Genomic DNA, 16,780 nt, shown 5'->3' on the forward strand with positions numbered 1-16,780 from the left:
GCCTCGTATGCCTGTCCCTATCACCGGCGGGGCCGAGCTGATGGTGAAACAAGCTCCGCCGTGCCATGGCGTCCGGCCGTTCCTGCACCGCCTGTGGTTTCCGGGGCCACGCGGGCTGGACGCCGCAGCCGCTCTGTCGGCGCTCGTCCTCACCCTGCTCGCGGTCTCCGGCGAGTACAGCACGGGGCTGGTGTCAGGCTATGCCATGTCCATGGCTGTGGCGGCGGGGTATGCCGTGACGCTTCTCGTGCGTCGCCGGGTGCCGGAACTCGCGGGCGTGGCCAGTGTCCTGGCGACATTGGCCACGGAAGACACCACACCACTGATCTTCAGCACCTGGGCGCTGGCCCGCCATGGACGGCACGCCCCGTTCGCGTCGGTCGGCGTCATCGCCCTGGGGTACTACCTGACCCGGCCACTGGTGGGGGAGTCTCTTTACTCGGGCTCGGTCCTGTACCACGTAGGTGTGCATGTGGTGCTCGTCGCGGTGGTGGCCCGGGTGCTGTGCGGGCAGGAGTATCGCAACATGTTCTTCCGCGAGCAGGTGCGGCGGCTGCAGGGAACGGTCGATCAGGCTGCCAGATACGCGGTGCTCGAGGAACGCACCCGCCTGGCCTTCGACATGCACGACGGGATCGGCCACCAAGTCGCGGTCGTGAATCTGCAGGCCGCGGCGGTCAAGGTGAACGCGCACAAGCCGGACAAGGTTCTCGAAGGTGTGCAGGTGATCGAGGACGCCTCACGGGCGGTCATGGCAGAACTGCGGGAAATCCTCGACATGCTCCGCAACGATCCGGGCGACAGCTCCCCGCCGGTCCGTCTCGCCGAGGTGGGGTACCAGGCGTTCCTCGAATCCCTGGTACGCAATATGAAGGCCATCGGCGTCGATGCCGTGTGCTCCATCGAAGGCGCCCCCGTCCCTCTTCCCCGGGAAATCCAGTCCGCCCTCTACCGGACAGGACAGGAAGGGCTGTCCAACGCGGTCAAGCACGCGCCCGGAGCCCCGATCCAGATCTCGCTCCGCTTCCAGGAGCACTGGGTCGCCTTAACCATCGAGAACGGGCCGTCGACCAGCAGGAGTGCCGCACTCGGCGGAAGTGGCACGGGACTTGAGGGCCTGTGCGCGCGGGTGTGCCGTCTCAACGGCCGCTTCCTGGCAGAACCGACAACTGCCGGAGGGTTCGTTCTCCGTGCCCGTCTACCGCTGCCTGCTGAAGAAACACGACCATCCTCGGCCTCCCCGGACCGAACCGGGGGAGACCAAGGATGAGGGTGCCCTGAGGGAGGGCAGGGGTTTCTCTGGTGGAGGTGTGGACCATGCGGCGTACGTCGTGGCGGCGGCAGGCGGCGGCCACGTTCTCGGTGCCGGCCACGTTGGTCCGTACGTATGCCTCGGGTGCGGCGTAGCTGTAGGGGATGCCGATCAGGGCGGCGAGGTGGAAGACGGTGTCGTATCCGGCGACGGCGTCCATGACCTGTCCGGCGTCGCGGACGTCGCCGGCGAGTGTTTCCACGGGTGAGTCGGGTCCGCGGTGGCGGGCGAGGTGGCCGCGCTCGGCGTACGGCTTGTGGTGTACCAGCACCCGGACGCGCGCACCGCGTTCCACCAGCAGGTCGACGAGCATGGACCGATGAAGCCCTCCGCCCCGGTGACGAGGACGGTACGGCCGTGCCAGTTCGGCGAGTTGAGGTCGTGGACATGAGGGTTTCCTTCGCGAACGGAATGTCACCCCTCGGCGATGCCGAGAGGCCGAATGGCGCGGACTGTTCGGCACACCGGTCGCCTGCGTCGTGGCGAGGGTTGTCCGCCGGGCGCCGTCGGCGCAGTGCGCAGGGTGGCCGTCGCCGCAAGCCGCGAACCCGTGGCAGGGGATGGCGAATAGCCGCCTGGACGGGCGCGGGCGCGGTTCTCGTCGGAGGTGCGGGTGCCGGGTTCCTCTGGTACAAGTTCAACGGCAATCTGCACGCCGTCGACATCGACGCGGCGCTGGGCAAGGACCGTCCCGTCAATGTCGACAACGGTTCGCAGGACATCCTCGTCCTGGGCTCCGATTCCTGGGCAGGCGCGAACAGCGAGTACGGCGCCGACGAAGGTGCCCGCGCCGACACCGCGATGGTCGTCCATGTGTACGCGGGGGCAAGAAGACCAGTGTCGTGAGCATCCCGCGCGACACGCTGGTCCGGCGCCCCGAGTGCCGGACGCAAGGTGGCAGGACGAGCCCGGCAGTCCAGCGCGCGATGTTCAACGAGGCGTACTCGGTGGGTGGCGCGGCCTGCGCGGTCAAGACCGTCGAGGCAATGACCGGCATCCGCATGGACCGCTGGCCACGGCCGATGAGGTCTGGAAAGCACTCAACGACGACCGGCCGATCCCGGAATCGGCCCTCAGGGCAGCGCGGATACCAAGACCGGCGTCGACGGTGTCGTGAAATGACGGCAGGACCCATCTGCGAGCCCCGCTCCGACACCCAGGTTTCAGGCACCGGGCGTCTCCCAGCCTCCACCGAACCCCGGAGCCGGAGGGAGGTCCTGTTCGGTCCAGATGGTCTTTCCCGCCGCGGCCGGCCGGGTCCCCCACCGGCGGGAGAGCTGGGCGATGAGGAAGAGCCCGCGTCCGCCCTCGTCGGTGGTCCTGGCATGACGCAGATGCGGTGCGGTGCTGCTTTCGTCGGAGGTCTCGCAGATCAGCGTCCGATGGTGGATGAGCCGCAGCCGCATGCTCCCGGTGCCGTAGCGGATGGCGTTGGTGACCAGTTCACTGACGATGAGTTCCGTGGTCGTCTCCAGGTCGTCGAGGCCCCACACGCGAAGCTGCTCGGTCGCCAGGGAACGGGCATGGGAGACGATGGCCGGATCACGGGGGAGTTCCCACTGGACGATCCGATCGGGGTCCAGTGCCTGAGTCCGTGCGAGGAGCAGAGCCACGTCATCGCTGGGGGGCAGGACGGGGAGAGAGCCGATGACGCCTTCGCAGATGACCTCAAGAGGGCGATCGGCGGGGGTGAGGTCCTGGACGAGCCGGTCGGCAGTGGGCTCGGCTGCATCGTCGTCGGCGTGGAGAAGCCCATCGGTGTAGAGGGCGACCAGGGTGCCGTCCGCCAGCTCGATGTCGGTGCTCTCGAAGGGCAGGCCACCGACACCGAGCGGAGGGCCGGGGGGCAGCTCGGGCAAGGTCACGGTCCCGCCGGGGCCGATGAGCACCGGCGGGGGATGGCCGGCCGAGGCCATGGTGCACCGACGGCTCGTCGGGTCGTAGACGAGACACAAGCACGTGGCCCCCAGGCTCTCCGTGCCGGGAGGGGTGTGCTCGGCCAAACGGAGGACGAGGTCGTCGAGGCGGGCGAGAAGCTCGTCGGGAGGCAGGTCCATGGCAGCGAGGGTGTGCACCCCGGTGCGCAGTCGGCCCATGGTGGCTGCGGCCTGGATGCCCTTTCCGGTGACATCGCCGACGACCAGCGCGGTACGGGCGCCGGACAGGGGGATCACATCGAACCAGTCGCCTCCGACACCGTCGCCCGCATCCGCCGGCAGATAGCGGGAGGCGATGTCCAAGGTCGTTTCTCCGGCGAGGCGGTAGGGCAGAAGGCTGCGCTGCAGGGTCACGGCGATGGAGTGCTCGCGGACGTAGCGGCGCGCGTTCTCCAAGGAGAGCGCGCCGCGAGCCATGATCTCCTCCGCCAGAAGAAGATCATCGTGTTCGAACGGGTCCTGCCGTTCGTGACGCATCAGGACCGCCACCCCCAGGGCCGTGCCGTGAGCCCGCAGCGGGACCACCATCGCGGAGTCGGTACGGCTGCCGGAATCCGTGTCGGGGACGGCACCGTGAGCCTCCTGGACGGAGAGGCCGATCGCGGATCCGGAGGTGAGCACCGCGTGCCCGGTGGCCTGGCTTTCCACGACGGGGGACGGGGACGTGTATCCGACCGTGCCACCCGTTGGCGCCACCCAGTACGGACACGGGAGCCGCACACACTGCTGCCCCGTGCGGACGAGCGTGGCGGCGTCCCCGGCGGGCTTCTTCATCGGGTCGTGGCCATGGACCACCCAGTCCCACAGATCGACCGTGCAGCAGTCGGCCAAGCCGGGCACGAGCGCATCGCAGATCTCCTGCGCGGCCCGCCACGGGTCCAGGGCGTGGCCCAGACGGGCACCCACCTCGTTGAGCAGCGTCAGACGCTGCCTCGCCTGCCAGCGGTCGGTGACGTCCAATGCCATGAAGCCCACGCCGACCTTGCCGCTCGCCGTGTCCTCCAGGCGGAAGGCGGACATGGAGAACGCGCGCTCACGAAACGGATCCCGCCGGACACGCCCGTGGTAGACGTGATCGATCTCGGGCATTCCGGTGTTCAGCACCCGTCGCATCCGGTGCCGGGCCGTTCGGAGGGCCAACTCGGGCTGGAGCTCGCCCCAGCGGCGCCCGATGGCCTGTTCACGGGGAACGCCGCCGCCGCGTTCCAGAGCACTGTTGACCCACACATACCGGAGATCGTCGTCCAGCACGGCCATGGCCACGGGGGACTGGGCGAAGAAGTCCTCGTGAAAGGCGGTGCTCGGCTCCTGCGGTGACCACGGCCGCACCGGGGTGCCCGTGACGAGCCAGTACGCTCCCTCCGGCGGAGAGAGCAGCCGTGACACCCCGGCGAGCACCCGGAGCTCGTGCCCGTCCCGGTGCCGGAGGGACAACAGGCTCCTGGGCGGGGCCGCCCCCTCGCCCTCCGCGACCGCGGCCAGAGCCTTCGGCGCCAGTCCCGGCGCCTCAAGCAGGCTTTCCGCGTTCCGCCCCACCGCCTCGTCCGCGGAGTGGCCGAGCAAGCGCTCTGAGCCGGTGCCCCAGCCCGCCACGACACCGTGAACATCCACCATGACAACGACAGCCACGTCGACGGCGTCGGCCGGCCCTCCCGCGCCACGTTCATCGGCTCTGCCGGGGGTGGTCACTGCTGCTCCTCCCGTCCATGCCGTGAGGTGCGGCTATCCGGCAGAAACCAGTATGGCTTCGTCATCGCCGCGGCGCATGCCTGCGGGCCTTGTCCGACGCCAGCGGTGGGGAACGGTGCAACGATCCCGACTGATCACACTGAGTCACCGTTCGGGAGGGGAGGCCGGCCGTACAGCGGGCACCCGGCGAGGGCTCGCGTCCGGCGTGGCCGGGGGCGGTCGCCGAAATATGACACCACGTCACCTCATGACCCTTTAGGGCGACCATGTATCTGGAGGTCCACTCCGGCGGCAGTGCACCACGGCCGCAGGGTCGGGGCATCGGCGGCGGACCGGCACCCCTTCCGTCGGCCGGTCGTCGGCTGTGCTCCTCCGGCATGTACCAGCCGACCTTCTCCGGCTCGGGGATCAGCAGATCGCCGATCTCGCAGTCGAGGCCACGCAGATGACATCCAGGTCCTTCAACTTGAGCGAGAGGGGCTGACCGGACCACAGCCCGGACATCTTCGCGGACGAGATCACCAAGCCGTACTCGGCCAGGCTCCGCTGGAGCTCGGCCGCTTTCCAGATGCCCTTCTTGGCAGCCGTCAGCCGCAGATTCCAGTGCATCGGGGGGAGCCCTTCCAGTCGTTGGTGGTTCGCTGCCGCCCAAGCGGGCAGCAGCGAACCCCGAGGGGTATTCGGGATGCCTCACAGGCTGCACGGCCGGGCAACCGGACGCTCGGGACGGGACGTCGGTGTCGACGGTGGGCGACATCCCTGTGGCCCACCGCCGACCTTCCGTATCGCTGCCTATGCGCGGCCCGTTGTTTTCTGAGCGCGGCGCGAGACCGAGTCGATGACGACGGCGGCGAGGAGGGCTGCGCCGGTGATCAGGTACTGGACGGCGGAGGCGATGCCGAGGAGGGCCATACCGGAGGCGATGGACTGGATGACCAGGACTCCGAGGCGGGCGGACCAGGTCTTGCCGCGGCCGCCGAAGAGGCTGGTGCCGCCGATGACGGCGGCGGCGATGGCGTTCATCAGGAGGCTGCCCGCTCCGGAGGACTGGTTGGCGGCGTTGATCTGCGAGGCGAGGAAGAGTCCGCCGAGCGCTGCCGTCGTGCCGGAGAGGGCGAATACCGAGACCCGGATCAGGGAGACGTTGATGCCGCGCGGCGGGCCGCCTCGACGCTGCCGCCTAGTGCGAAGACCTTGCGGCCCTACGGGGTGCGGCGGAGCACGAAGCCGAGGACGACCACCACCCCGAGGAAGATCACCACGGCCAGCGGCAGGCCCTTGTACTGGTTGAACAGCCAGGCCACCACATAGGCGGGCACCGCCGGCGCCACCGTGCGCAGCACGATCTCACTGAGCGGGCGACCGGGCACGCCGACGGCCTTGCGCCTGCGCGTGTCGCGGAAGGAGGACAGGAAGAACGCGGCCACGCCCAGGGTCGCGAGTGAGTAACCGGCCGAGATGTCGGTGAAGTAGTGGTTGGTGAGGGAGGCGACGAGACCGGCGTCGTCGAGGTTGATGCTGCCGTTGGAGCCGAGCACCTGGAGCATCAGGCCGTTCCAGCCGAGCAGTCCGGCCAGGGTCACCACGAACGCGGGCACGCCGATGCGGGCAAAGAAGAAACCGTGCAGAGCACCGATCACCGCGCCGGAGCCGAGGGCGATGACGAGTGCGAGCCATTCGGGTACGCCGTGGTTGACGTTCACGACGGCAAAGACGGCAGCCGCGAGCCCGCTCACGGAGCCCACGGAGAGGTCGATCTCGCCGAGGATCAGGACGAAGACGAAGACGAAGACGAAGACGAAGACGAAGACGAAGACGAAGACGAAGACGACGCCGACGCCGACGGCGATCAGCCCCGTGCCGGCTGCGGTGACGAAGAGGTTGGTTGGAGAGGTTCTCCGGCCCCAGGAAAGGCGAGTCCCGGGGCTGGAAGACGACAGCGATGATGATCAGGCCAACCACTATGGGCAGCGAACCCAGCTCACCGCTGCGCAGTTTGCGGCGGAACGTGTTCCAGTGGCCCGCGAGGCCCACTTCCTGAAGGAGGAGGCGCGGGTCGGCAGCGAACGCGGCCCCGCCGCCGGTGCCGTCGGCGTGGGTTCGGCTGCTGTCGGTGGGCTCGCCGGTGTCCGTGGTCGTGGGCAGGTCCGTGCTCACTTCTCCCCCAGGGCGGTCCGGGCCTTGCGGCGGGTGACGGCGTTGTCGGTGGCGCCGGTGATGGCGGAGATGACCTCCTCCTGGGAGGTGGCGCGTACCTCGAAGGTGCCGTTGTTCGCGGCACAGGCGGAGCACCGCGACCCGGTCGGCGGCGGCCCGTGCATTGCCATGTTGTGGTTGATGAGGATCACCCCAAGGCCGCGCTCGCGGAGCCGTTCGCCCAGGTCGAGGACCTGGGCGGGCTGCTCGACACCCAGCGCGGCGGTAGGTTCGTCGGGGATTAGGCCAGGTAGCTGTTGGATGCGCGGTTTCGAATGATCCCGATCCATGTCGTATTGCCGCGCATAACCTCGCCGGCTAGCCGCATGGGAAGCAGTATCGGATATCTCATAAGACGTCCGGCTGTGCGTGGCACATGGGGCGATGGGCTACGGCGGCCATTTCGGCGCTCTGCGCCTGCAAGGTGTCCAGAAGGAATGGCGCGGCCCGGCATTCGCCGGGGGAAACGGAATGCCGGGCCGCTCGTCGGCAGAGGTCGTCAACCACAGGACGGGAACTCACCGGGAATGACGGCCGTCCCCATTGCCGACGGCGTCAGTCTGGCGGAAAGGCCAGGATTTGCGGAACGCCGAAGGGTGGCTTCTGGCGTCAAAGGCTGACCTCTGGCGTCAAAGGTTGATCCTGCCGAGGGTCGCGTATCCTGTCACTTTTATTGATGCATCGGGGGTGTAAAGGGGGGGGCAGCTTTCCGTGCGGCTTCGCTTTGCATTTCCGCGTACCTGCATTGCCCCAGGGCATGCACCGGAAGTGGATCTTCACTAGGATGTCTCACGTGGTGAATTTCGCGAGCTTCTTGTAGCAGGTGAGCGCTGCGGCGAGGCCGAGGAAGGCGAGGAAGTGGCTGTCCTTTCGTTCGTACCTTCTTGCCGCGATCGACCAGGTTCGGTTCGGTCAGCGCCCCGTTGGTCTCGTTCTGGTTCCACTTCGACTGGCGCCTGCCGTCCGGTGCCCTGGCACCCTTCAACGTGGTGGACGTCGCGGAGCTCGCCGACAACGGCCGCATCGCCACGTTGCACATCGTCTACGACACCGTCGAGGTGCGGCCGACTTTCGAAGCCGAGACCGGCACGTCATGGCGAAGCTCGGCATCCGAGCCGGATCAGGGCCCAGGAAAGGGGTCTTGAGAGCGTCCGCTGTGACGTCACGAGGGCTGGTCGAGGCAGTCAGACGGGGGCGACTTCGAAGGCGCCGGCCGAGATGTGCGTTGTCGTGCCACTGAGCAGTCCGAAGGTCAGCGCCTCGGTGCTCCTGACCGCGTGTGTCTCCGTGGGGCTGAGCCCCGGTACCAGTTCGGGAGCGCCGAACCAGACGAACACGAACCCGGCACAGCCCCGCAGCAGCGGCACCGGCCACCGAACGAGGAAGGCGGGGATGGCCTCATCCGCCCGGTGAACGAGTGGGGTACGCCGATGCCGCGCTCCATGCTTGTCCTGGCGTTTCGGTTTGTGGGAATGCCGTGCCACCCGTTGAGCATCCACCGACGCCAGGAGCCGGACCGGAGGCAACGGCTGACCCCATGCCCGCTGAGTGGGACAGATCAGGGATTCTGTGGAGGTGCCGAGTGGTGACGGCTGAGCAGATCCGTGAACCTGTCGTGATCACACGGCTGTTGGGAGTCGCCGTCCCATGTCACGTGGTCGGGTGGGCCCTCTCGACGGGATGCTCTCCGGGCTGTCGGGGGACAAGGTCCGCTGACCGTTCCCGCTGTGCGGGGACGGTCCCGTCGTCGTGACGCGGGGAGTCCTGCGGTGCGGGGAGCGCGATGTGCACCCTGAATCCGCCGTCCTGGGTGGTGCCCACCTCCAGGCGTCCGCCGGATCGGGATGTCTGCTCCCGCATGCTGACCAGTCCGAGGCCGAGGCCGAGCCCTCCGGGGAAAGCGGCCGATGCGGCGGTGCCCGGTCCGTTGACGACCTCCAGGCACACTTCTTGTGCGGTGAAGCGGAGTTGGAGGGAAATGGGCGCGCCATGGCCGTGTTTCACGGCGTTGGTGAGTGCTTCGCGTCCGCAGCTGCGGAGGATGTTGTCCGTGTCCGCTGCGAGCGGCCGGGCCGGGCCGGACTGACGGAAGGAGACGTCGATGCCGGCTGCGGTCAGGTTTGCCACGAGGGCGGCAGCGAACTGGGCGTAGGAGGGCCCCGTGCGGCCCGCGGGGTCGGACTGGCCGTGCAAAATGTCGAGAGTCTCACGCAAGTCCCGGAGCATGCCCCTGGTCCCTTCTTCGACGGCCGAGGCCAGCGTGGCGGCCTCACGCGGCATCCCCGGTGAGCAACGCAGCGCTTCCGCCTGGAAGGTGAGGACGGTGGCTCGGTGCCCCAGGCCGTCGTGGATCTCGAAGGCCAGCCGTGTCCGCTCGTCGAGGACGGCTTGGCGTGCGGCTTGGTCGACGGCGTGCTCGACCGCGACCAGGCGTTGCTGGAGCAGCCAGTTCACCTCACGCCGCCTGCGTGTCAGCGCGCCCAGTGCGGCGGGGAAACAGACCTTCACGATGGTGTCGTACGCCACGACGGACACCTCCGGTGAAGGTTCCACCCACGCTCGCGTGCCCACGTACAGGAGACTGCCGAGGGCGATCGCGGCCCACCGGCCGCTCTTGCCGTAACTGCCCACGGCGTACGCGGCGAAGATCAGCGGCGTGGCCTCGTCGGAGGCCAGCGTGCTCAGGAGGACGGCCGCCATGGCCAGCATGGGAGCTGTCCGCCGCAGCAGGAGTGCGGCGGATGCCCCGCACGCGACCAGGGCCGATTCCCAGTACGTGGGCACCAGGCCGCTCTCGTGGGACTGCGCCAGGGCGAGGAGCGAGGCCACACAGGCCGCGACGTAGGTGGCACCGTCGACAAGCCGGGGGTTCCGTATGTCGCCGAGAGCGTTGTGAAGAGCGTTGACGGTGAAGAATCGACGGGGATGCTCGCGTGACGCGAGAGGTCTCATGATCTGCTGCCGCTCGGGTCTGATGGGTGAAACGCGACGATGAAGCGCGCCTTCTGAATCCTCCATGAGCGGCGGCCGTATGCTCCGTTCCCGCAGGATCCATTATTTATGAACCCATGCACTGCTCGTTTCCGGCATAAGCCATGCCGGAAACGAGGTAATCATTCAGAACTGGACTCCTGTCGTATGCGGGGCGTGCCGGGGCTGCCGTCGCCGCCGGTCCGACCGGTCACGGTCGGCGTGGGGCGTCGTGTGGATGGTCCGCTGGTGGCGAGCTCACGCTCAAGGTGCTGACCTGTACGGGCACTTGGTGGGGGCACGCATCACGGGTGCCGTGTCTTCTGATTGTTCGTGCCCGGGGCGGGGCGGGGCGCGGCGGCTGGCCTGCGGCGGCCTCGGGCCGAGTCGATGGGGCACGCGACTCCCGCACGCCTCCCGACGCACCGGCCGTGTGATCGGGGTCACGTAAAGGCTTTGAGGCGGATTCCTTTCTTGCATCGGAAGGCGGAGGGGGATCCGGACGGATGGGTTCCGCGGGGGAGGCGCGTCCTGGCCGAAGAATCAGCTGATGGGTGGAGAAATGCCATCCTGGCGGTCCTTTGCGGCACATGGTGGGCGGGACCTTAGTCCCTGGATCCCCCTTGGGTGTTCCTTGACGATTCCTTCAGTGAGAGGGGGCGGTGACACAGGCCCGTGGCCGGCACCGCACCCGGACGTCCCGGCGGCACCCGAAGGCCAGCCGCCCGAGCTGAGAGCCGGACCCGCCCTATGCAGCACCAGCTCACATCCGCCCATCAGTTCCTCGCCTCCGAAGGCGCGGGCGGCATCGAGAAAACGATCAACGACCTCTTCCATCCCCTCACCGAGTTCGTCTCAAGTGTGATCTTTGCCGAACTCACCGTGTTCGGCGTCACGTTCCCCTGGATCGTCGCGTGGCTCGTCGTCGCGGGAACGGTTTTCTCGCTGTACTTCGGCGCCATCCAGGTCCGCGGATTCGTCCATGCCCTCAAGCTGGTACGCGCCAGCAGCCGGCGTGGGGGCGACGCGGGCGACCCCGGCGAGGTGACTCCTTTCCGGGCCCTCACCGCGGCGGTATCCGGCACCGTCGGACTCGGCAACATCGCCGGTGTCGCGGTGGCCGTCACCATCGGCGGCCCGGGAGCAACCTTCTGGATGATCCTGTGCGGTCTCCTCGGCATGGCCATCAAGTTCGTCGAGTGCACCCTGGCCGTGAAGTACCGCGAGGTCGATGAGGACGGCACCGTCCGCGGCGGGCCGATGCAGTACCTGCGCCGCGGACTCGCGGAACGTGGGATGCCCCGGCTGGGCCGTTTCCTGGCCCCGCTCTTCGCCGCCATCATCGTGATCTTCGCCGTCCTGGGCGGCAACATGTTCCAGATCAACCAGACCCTCGCGCAGCTGCGCGCCGTCACCGGCGGCGAGAGCGGCTGGATGGGCGGCTCCGGCGCGGGCCTCGTCTTCGGGATCATCACCGCCACGCTGATCGCCGTGGTGCTGCTCGGCGGGATGAAGGTCATCGGCGCGGTCACCGCCCGCCTGGTCCCGGCCATGGCCGCCGTCTACATCGGCGCCTGTCTCATCGTCATCGCCGTCAACGTCTCCGCGGTACCCACTGCGGTGGCCTCCATCATCGAGGGAGCCTTCAACCCCTCGGGCGTCGCGGGCGGGTTCATCGGTGTCATGATCATCGGTTTCCAGCGGGCCGCGTTCTCCAACGAGGCGGGTCTGGGCTCCGCCCCGATGGCCCACGCGGCGGTGAAGACCAAGCACCCCGTCACCGAAGGGTTCGTGGCCATGCTCGGCCCCTTCATCGACACCGTCGTCGTCTGCACCATCACCGCGCTGACCATCATCATCGCCCGGCCCCAGAGCTGGCTCACGGCCCGCGAGGCGATCGCCAACGGCGAGGACGCGCCGGGCGGGGTGGCGCTCACCTCGGACGCGTTCGCCACCGTCCTGCCCTGGTTCCCCTACGTGCTGACCGTCGCGGTCGTCCTCTTCGCCTTCTCCACTGTCATCACCTGGACGTACTACGGTGAGCAGGGCTGGGTCGACATCTTCGGCCGCGGCAAGAAGAGCCTGCTGACCTACAAGCTCATCGTCTCCCTCTGCGCCATCGTCGGCGCGATGCTGACCCTGGGCTCGGTCCTCGACCTGGCCGACGCCCTTGTGTTCGTCCTGGCGCTCTTCAACGTCATCGGTCTCTACCTCATGGCGCCCATCGTCAAGAGGGAACTTGTCTCCTACCGCGCCCATCTGCGCGCCAAGGCCGCCGCGCGCGAGGACCAGGCCGCGCTGGCCGGATCCCCGGCAGAAGCGGGCACCCGGAGTCCCTGAGTCGGGCCCGGCGGCCGGCTCCTTCGGGCCCAATGGCCAAGTTTCGGCGCAGCGCTTCGCCCGCTCGCCCCGGATACCGGGTCGGGCGGGCGAAGCGCTGCGGTACGAAGTGGGATGGTGCCGACGTGGCCCTGGCCGAGGTGGCCCTGGCCGAGCTGGTGGACGGGGGTCAACCGGCGATGGATGCCAGATGCGGACCGCCCGTCCGGGAGCGCGGCGGCTTCCTCGCATAGCGAGGGGCCTTGATATCGGGGAGGGCTCCCGCGGAGAGGTCGCTCTGCGCACGCAGGAACGCGCCGCGCATGGCCTCTTCCGATTCGTACTTGGCGATGACGGGGTGGAGCCGGCGCCTCCGGCCCCTGCCACGGGTCAGCACGAGGTTCCGTGATGTCAGCAGCTGCCTTCCCGGCTGACCGCCGACTCGTACTCGTGCAGGCCGAGCTTCTCCGCGAGCTCCGCCTGGTTCAGGTGCACCGCTCCACCGAACTCCTGAAGGTGCGTCATCATGCCGAGCACCGGCAGGGAATTGGGGGTGAGGTGGAGCCGGCCGGGCATCCCCAGCAACTCGGGGGACATGACATCCATAAGGAAATCTCCTGCTATATCGCGTCGCTGAATCCCGCCGGACCTAATCCATCGGGAAAAAGTGTTCTCCAGCAGCTCGGACCTTGTCGGGACGATCGCGTCGTTCTGATTGCCCCTGTTCCCCTTGAAACAAGAAGGGGGTTGACCTGCCATCGCCCGTTCCGGACTTTTCTGACGTAGTTGAGCTCGAAGAGCCGCTTCAGGGCCTCTTTCACGGTCGTCCTGCGCGGCACCGATGCCGTCGGCCATCTGCTGTCGCGTCTGGTCGACGTAGCTGTCCTGCTGACAGCCGGCCAGGTACAGGAAGGCCGCGATCTGCGACGGGCTGATCTTGTGGGTGATGAGGGAACAGCGGTGGGGCGTCCTTGGTCATCTTTCGGCGTCGTCTGTAGACCTCTAGCGCGGTCTGGCGGTGGTGCCCTGTTCGTAGCATCACGGAGTCCCGCGGTGTCGTCGGGGCACGAGGATCGCGCACCCGGGGCCACCACTGATCATGAAGAACAAAAAGAACCGTCCGGCAGCAGTCGGGAGAAGCCGTCTCTTCAGGGTCGTGTTGCTGCCCCAGGACTGGAAGATCTCGACCCGTATGGCGATCGTGCTGCTCCTGCCCATCGCTCTGGCTCTGGCCCTGGCCGTATCGGAGATCAAGGGCGCCCTCGAGCGGGCCGAGCAGATGAGGACCGGCGAGGAGTCCACCAAAATCGTCATCGCGGCTGTGCAGTTGGCACACGCCCTTGAGAACGAACGGGACTTCGCGGCCCTTATGAAGCAGCAGAAAGTCGACATCACACCGTATCGAGAGGAAACCGATCGGCTGCTTTCCGAGTACCAGGGCCTGGGCGCCGTGGGCTTGACGAACCAGGGGATGATCCAGCGGGTCACCGACACACGGAAGAGCTTGCAGAGGCTCGCCGAGGTGCGGGTCAAGGCATATACGAGGAACTTTGATCCGGTGGCCACCGATCTGGCGTACGCCGGCCTGATCACCCCCCTGCTGAGCCTGCCCATGGAGGTCGCGCGCAATGGTGGGAGCAACGCCGCCGACATCTGGGCTCTGAGTTCGCTCTCCCTTGGCAAGGCGTCCATTTCGAGCCAGCGGGGGCTGCTGAACGCGGGCTTCTCGCGCGGCCTGGTGAAGGAAACCGAGCAGCGGGAAGCGGTGTCGCACGGCCGGCTCCAGAAAGTCACCTTCCGTGAGTTCGAGACGGCAGCCCAGAGGGGGGACGTCGAGAAGTTCAAGAAGGCCCTCGACGCCTCCTACATATCGGCGATGGTCGGCAGGGCCGGAACCATCAAGCCGTCGGAGATCGACGCGAACATCGTCAAGGAGTGGAACACCTCCGCCACGCGGATCATCGACGACCTGCACGAGATCGAGAAGCAGATCGTGCTCCGCATCGCGGAGACCGCGGCACAGGAGCGGTATGCGGCACAGAGAACGGCATGGTGGAACGGCGGACTCGTGGCCTGCGCCCTGCTGCTCACGTTCCTGCTCGCCGTGTGGATCGTTCAGGCCACGGTCCGGCAACTGAGCAGGCTGCGTCGCACCGCGCTCAGGGCGGCACGACAGGAACTGCCCACCCTTGTCACGGCGGTCGCCGAGGGCGGTGCCGTGAAGGAGGAACTGCGCCCGGTTCCGCTGGATCTGGGTACGCGTGACGAGATCGGCGATGTGTCCCGGGCCTTCGAGCAGGTCTTCGGGGAGGCGGTCAAGCAGACCGCCGAACAGGCCGAACTGAGGGCGAACGTGAACGCCATGCTCGTTTCGATGGCACGCCGCAGCCAAGGGCTGGTCTACCGCCAGCTCGAAGTCATCACCGCGATGGAGAGTGAGGAGACGAACCCAGTCGTCCTGGAGAAGCTGTTCCGCGTCGATCACCTGGCCACCCGGATGCGGCGGCACGGTGAGAACTTGCTCGTCCTCGCCGGGGAGCGCCCCGGACGAGTGCATCGGGCACCGGCCTCGCTCGTCGACATCATCCGGGCGGCCGCTTCGGAGGTGGAACAGTTCACCAGGGTCGAGATCGTCACGAGTGCCGACGTGTGCGTGCAGGCACACATCGTGCACGATCTGACTCATCTGCTGGCCGAGCTGATGGACAACGCCACGCAGTACTCGGCCCCGTCCACGCGGGTCGCGGTGACGAGTCGTCCGACGCTGAGCGGTGACGTCCTGATCGAGGTGGAGGACAGCGGCGTGGGGATCTCCGAGGCAGCCGCGGAGCGGCTCAACGCGAGCCTTACGCGGACCGCTGCCGTGGACGCCTCGGCGACGCGGCAGATGGGAATTTACGTGGTCAGTCGCCTTGCTTCTGTCCACGGCGTCAAGGTCCGCCTCAGCTCCATGGGCAGGGGTACCACTGCCTCCGTGGTGGTGCCCTCCTCGTGCCTCGCCGTCTTCCAGCCGATGCCGGACCGCGAGCCCGTACCCGCGCCCATCTTCGCACCTGTGCCCAGGCCCGACCCCGAGCCCGCCCGCCCGCAGGCTCCGGTGGTGGCGGAACCGGAGCCGGGTCCCGGGCCTCGCGAGAAACCGGAGGACGAAGCGAGGGCATCCGCGCCTCTTCCCCTCGAACCGCCACCGACAGCGAAGCCGGGAGGACTCCCGCGCCGTACCCCTCCGGCGACACTGCGGGAGCGGAACACCGCGGTTCGACCGGAGCTGGAAGAAGCACCCGGGAGAGACGCCACCGAGCTCCGCCGTCGGCTGAGCGGTTTCCACGCGGGAGCGAACCGCGCTCGGCAGGACCGCGACGGCAAAGGAAGACCGCGCCGATGACTGACGACTACGGGATCACGAGTGCCGCGAGCGGCACTCCTCCCGACGTGACCTGGCTGATCGACGAGTTCACCGCCCGCACCCCCGGCGTGACCAGCACGCTCCTGGTGTCGGCGGACGGCCTGACCCTCGCCGGCTCCGGGTCTCGGGTGACAAGGCTGTTGGCAAGGCCACGGCCTCGGACGGCAAGGCCGAGATCAAGGCCGTCACCCTGGACAGCAAGGCCGACGTGTCCTGCACCGACATCGGCCTCACCGGCGCCAAGCCTGCCCAGAGGGCCAGCGGCTGACGGTCCCGGGCGCGGTCGGCCGGGGGACGCGAACACCATCGCCGGTCCAGTGAGGGCCGGACAGGCCCCCGGCCGGCTCGGGGCCCCTCACAGCGGATACCCGGGGCACCGTCTCACGCGTGAGTGAGCAGCGATTCGAGCAGCGGACGGAAGTGCTCGAAGTTGGGGGTCGCGAACTCCGGATCCTTCGCCTGCTCGTCCCAGCGGCGTACCGCGACGGCGTCCCGGGAGCCGGGCAACGCCGCGAACTCCCGTGCCTGATCAGGGGACATGGGCCCGCCCTGCACCTTGAGCGTGTGTACGGACGCCTCCGAGAGGAGCCGGAAGTAACCGGGCTCGACCGTGCACAGGTATCGCTTGGCGGCCACGTGCAGTCGTACGGGCTCGGTCACCTCGGGGCCGAAGTACCGGGCGAGCCAGTCGGCGCCGGTGTGGCTGTGCCGGTTGTCGTGGCCGCCCTCCATCAGATCCCGGCCGGTGACGGCGCCGTGGAAGTGCCCGATATCGTGCAGCAGCGCGGCCGCGACGAGGTGCGGCGGGGCGCCGGCGGCCTCGGCGAGCGCCCCGGCCTGGAGCATGTGCTCGGCCTGGGTGACGGCCTCACCGAGGTATTCGGCGCTGCCTTCTCCGGTGAAGAGTTCGGCGAGCAGGTCGATGGGGTTCACGCGTCATTCCTCTGCGCT

The 16,780-nt window shown here is 68.2% G+C and carries 10 protein-coding genes and 5 pseudogenes; 5 read left to right on the forward strand and 10 right to left on the reverse strand.

Going from position 1 to position 16,780, the window contains the following annotated elements; all coding sequences use genetic code 11:
* Window positions 1-7: 7 nt before the first annotated feature.
* The gene (locus tag ACLJWH_RS02580; protein ID WP_411139870.1) at window positions 8-1,270 is read left to right on the forward strand and encodes a sensor histidine kinase; all 1,263 of its coding nucleotides are present in this window, start codon (window positions 8-10) and stop codon (window positions 1,268-1,270) included.
* 25 nt (window positions 1,271-1,295) lie between these two features.
* Here the strand turns inward: ACLJWH_RS02580 and ACLJWH_RS02585 are convergent.
* Window positions 1,296-1,633 (reverse strand): annotated as a pseudogene (locus tag ACLJWH_RS02585) (NAD-dependent epimerase/dehydratase family protein); the annotation flags it as partial.
* Window positions 1,634-1,723: 90 nt separating this feature from the next.
* Between ACLJWH_RS02585 and ACLJWH_RS02590 the strand changes: the two are divergent.
* Window positions 1,724-2,325 (forward strand): annotated as a pseudogene (locus ACLJWH_RS02590) (LCP family protein); the annotation flags it as partial.
* Window positions 2,326-2,475: 150 nt separating this feature from the next.
* On the opposite strand, the gene ACLJWH_RS02595 reads toward ACLJWH_RS02590, so the two are convergent.
* From ACLJWH_RS02595 to ACLJWH_RS02615, 5 genes and pseudogenes are all read right to left on the reverse strand, one after another.
* Entirely contained in the window at window positions 2,476-4,863 is a 2,388-nt protein-coding gene (locus ACLJWH_RS02595; protein WP_411139871.1) for a SpoIIE family protein phosphatase, read from the reverse strand.
* Window positions 4,864-5,346: 483 nt separating this feature from the next.
* The gene (locus tag ACLJWH_RS02600) at window positions 5,347-5,547 is read right to left on the reverse strand and encodes a helix-turn-helix domain-containing protein (RefSeq protein ID WP_411139872.1); all 201 of its coding nucleotides are present in this window, start codon (window positions 5,545-5,547) and stop codon (window positions 5,347-5,349) included.
* Between the two features lie 183 nt (window positions 5,548-5,730).
* Window positions 5,731-7,083: pseudogene (locus ACLJWH_RS02605) on the reverse strand (sugar ABC transporter permease).
* Between the two features lie 8 nt (window positions 7,084-7,091).
* Window positions 7,092-7,379, reverse strand: a pseudogene (locus ACLJWH_RS02610) (sugar ABC transporter ATP-binding protein); the annotation flags it as partial.
* A 544-nt stretch (window positions 7,380-7,923) separates the two neighbouring features.
* A pseudogene (locus tag ACLJWH_RS02615) lies at window positions 7,924-8,016 on the reverse strand (IS5/IS1182 family transposase); the annotation flags it as partial.
* 2 nt (window positions 8,017-8,018) lie between these two features.
* Between ACLJWH_RS02615 and ACLJWH_RS02620 the strand changes: the two are divergent.
* Entirely contained in the window at window positions 8,019-8,279 is a 261-nt protein-coding gene (locus ACLJWH_RS02620) for a hypothetical protein (RefSeq protein WP_411139873.1), read from the forward strand.
* 39 nt (window positions 8,280-8,318) lie between these two features.
* On the opposite strand, the gene ACLJWH_RS02625 is transcribed toward ACLJWH_RS02620, so the two are convergent.
* Together ACLJWH_RS02625 and ACLJWH_RS02630 are read right to left on the reverse strand one after the other, a co-directional pair.
* Window positions 8,319-8,501: a hypothetical protein gene (locus ACLJWH_RS02625; protein WP_411139874.1), complete on the reverse strand. Its 183-nt coding sequence runs from the start codon at window positions 8,499-8,501 to the stop codon at window positions 8,319-8,321.
* 283 nt (window positions 8,502-8,784) lie between these two features.
* Window positions 8,785-10,086, reverse strand: a complete 1,302-nt coding sequence (locus ACLJWH_RS02630; RefSeq protein ID WP_411139875.1) for a sensor histidine kinase — start codon at window positions 10,084-10,086, stop codon at window positions 8,785-8,787.
* Between the two features lie 768 nt (window positions 10,087-10,854).
* On the opposite strand from ACLJWH_RS02630, the gene ACLJWH_RS02635 reads away from it, so the two are divergent.
* Window positions 10,855-12,444: an alanine/glycine:cation symporter family protein gene (locus tag ACLJWH_RS02635; RefSeq protein ID WP_411139876.1), complete on the forward strand. Its 1,590-nt coding sequence runs from the start codon at window positions 10,855-10,857 to the stop codon at window positions 12,442-12,444.
* A 390-nt stretch (window positions 12,445-12,834) separates the two neighbouring features.
* Here the strand turns inward: ACLJWH_RS02635 and ACLJWH_RS02640 are convergent, their stop codons facing one another.
* Window positions 12,835-13,029: a hypothetical protein gene (locus tag ACLJWH_RS02640; RefSeq protein ID WP_411139877.1), complete on the reverse strand. Its 195-nt coding sequence runs from the start codon at window positions 13,027-13,029 to the stop codon at window positions 12,835-12,837.
* Window positions 13,030-13,579: 550 nt separating this feature from the next.
* On the opposite strand from ACLJWH_RS02640, the gene ACLJWH_RS02645 reads away from it, so the two are divergent.
* Window positions 13,580-15,808: a nitrate- and nitrite sensing domain-containing protein gene (locus ACLJWH_RS02645; protein ID WP_411139878.1), complete on the forward strand. Its 2,229-nt coding sequence runs from the start codon at window positions 13,580-13,582 to the stop codon at window positions 15,806-15,808.
* Window positions 15,809-16,210: 402 nt separating this feature from the next.
* Here the strand turns inward: ACLJWH_RS02645 and ACLJWH_RS02650 are convergent, their stop codons facing one another.
* Window positions 16,211-16,762 (reverse strand): phosphonate degradation HD-domain oxygenase, encoded by a 552-nt coding sequence (locus ACLJWH_RS02650; protein WP_411139879.1) that lies wholly within the window; start codon window positions 16,760-16,762, stop codon window positions 16,211-16,213.
* Window positions 16,763-16,780 lie beyond the last annotated feature (18 nt).

Source organism: Streptomyces sp. x-80 (genome assembly GCF_046549095.1).
GTDB lineage: Bacteria > Actinomycetota > Actinomycetes > Streptomycetales > Streptomycetaceae > Streptomyces > Streptomyces celluloflavus.

Coding starts and splice junctions, on each gene's coding strand:
- ACLJWH_RS02580 (WP_411139870.1), top strand. CDS start 8: ATGCCTGTCCCTATCACCGGCGGGGCCGAGCTGATGGTGAAACAAGCT.
- ACLJWH_RS02595 (WP_411139871.1), bottom strand. CDS start 4,863: ATGGTGGATGTTCACGGTGTCGTGGCGGGCTGGGGCACCGGCTCAGAG.
- ACLJWH_RS02600 (WP_411139872.1), bottom strand. CDS start 5,547: ATGCACTGGAATCTGCGGCTGACGGCTGCCAAGAAGGGCATCTGGAAA.
- ACLJWH_RS02630 (WP_411139875.1), bottom strand. CDS start 10,086: ATGAGACCTCTCGCGTCACGCGAGCATCCCCGTCGATTCTTCACCGTC.
- ACLJWH_RS02635 (WP_411139876.1), top strand. CDS start 10,855: ATGCAGCACCAGCTCACATCCGCCCATCAGTTCCTCGCCTCCGAAGGC.
- ACLJWH_RS02640 (WP_411139877.1), bottom strand. CDS start 13,029: ATGGATGTCATGTCCCCCGAGTTGCTGGGGATGCCCGGCCGGCTCCAC.